This window comes from Kitasatospora sp. NPDC088351, from assembly GCF_040685575.1.
Classification (GTDB): domain Bacteria; phylum Actinomycetota; class Actinomycetes; order Streptomycetales; family Streptomycetaceae; genus Kitasatospora.
Window position 1 is genome coordinate 1 of sequence record NZ_JBFBIL010000148.1, and the last position, 1,218, is coordinate 1,218.

The 1,218-nt window shown below is 69.9% G+C and carries 1 protein-coding gene; it reads right to left on the bottom strand.

The features are described 5' to 3' along the window. Nucleotides 1-1,168, bottom strand: a 1,168-nt coding sequence (locus AB0P06_RS36920; protein WP_363615396.1) for an IS1380 family transposase, incomplete at its 3' end; no start/stop codon positions are given. Between the last annotated feature and the right edge of the window lie 50 nt (nt 1,169-1,218).

The window sequence follows — 1,218 nt, forward strand, 5'->3', positions numbered from 1 at the left end:
GGATGTGGTCCTCGACCCGGGCGTGAGCCCGGTGGCGGACCTCCAGGTACTGGATCGAACCGCCGCCGGCGAGGGGCGTATCGGTGAGGAAGACCTGGTGGCGCATGCCTTCGTCCTGGTCGAACAGCGACAACTGGGCGCCCGGATGGGGACGCTCGCGGCGGACGATGATGCGGGTGCCGTCCGGGTATCCGGTGAGGTCGACCAGGCCGGACAGCTCAGCGACCTCGGCGCCGGCACGAAGGGCCCCGTCCTGCTCCAGTGCGGGATGCCAGACCTGGTCGGGCAGGACTCGGATGGCCTTGCGGACCTGTTCGGTGACGGCGTGCCCGACGGAGAAGGTGGTCTGGATCCCGCGTTGTCGCAGGGCGCGTAGGTGGGCGAGGAAGGCTTTCGCGCTGCCCGCGCTGTCGGCGCGGATGAGGACCGGGGTGCCGTGGCGGTGGGCGTCGGGAATCTGCGCGAGGGCCTGGTCGAGGACGGTGATGTGGTCGGCTGCGGTGTTCGCTCCGGCGTTGCCCGGCCGCAGGACGCCCGCGAGGGCCTCACCGGTGTTGTCCAGGAAGCAGAGCATCGGGTGGTAGCCGAAGCCGCGTTTGTAGGTGGCGGCGGACTGTTCCTTCTCGGAGTGGCAGGTGACCAGGGTGGCGTCGATGTCCAGGACCAGGCCCGGTAGTTCACGCCCTCCGGCATGTGATGGGGGTATGGGGTGGCCGGTCTCGTCCGCTTGCAGCCAGGCGACCTCGCGGGTCCTGGCCCTGGCTGCCCGCAGTGCGTTCAGGGCGGCGGCGTCGATACCGGCCAGCACTCGCCAGGCGGTCGGGGTGGAGGCGACGGGGCCGAACACGTCGCGCTGGTCGCGCAGCACGGCCAGATCGGCGATCGCCTCGCCTCCGTCGGCGAGCATCACCGCCAGGTCCACCGCGACGCGGCCGGGATCATGCCCGGTCCCGCGCGGCCGCAACCGGTGCAGGGCATCGCTGAAGGCGCTGGTCAGCGAGGTGGCGTCGGCCAGATCCGCGAGCAGACGCGAGCCGGCGTGATTGACCACCCCCTGCCCGTCGGCGCTGACGACGAGCTTGGGCCGTGACCGGGTAGTGTGCACGCAGAAAGTGCCTTCCTGCTGGAACGACTGGGACCTTAGACAAGCCTCATCGTTGCAGCTCAGAAGGCACTTTCGCTTTTCCGATCATGATCCGGACGCGACCCCGGATGAAA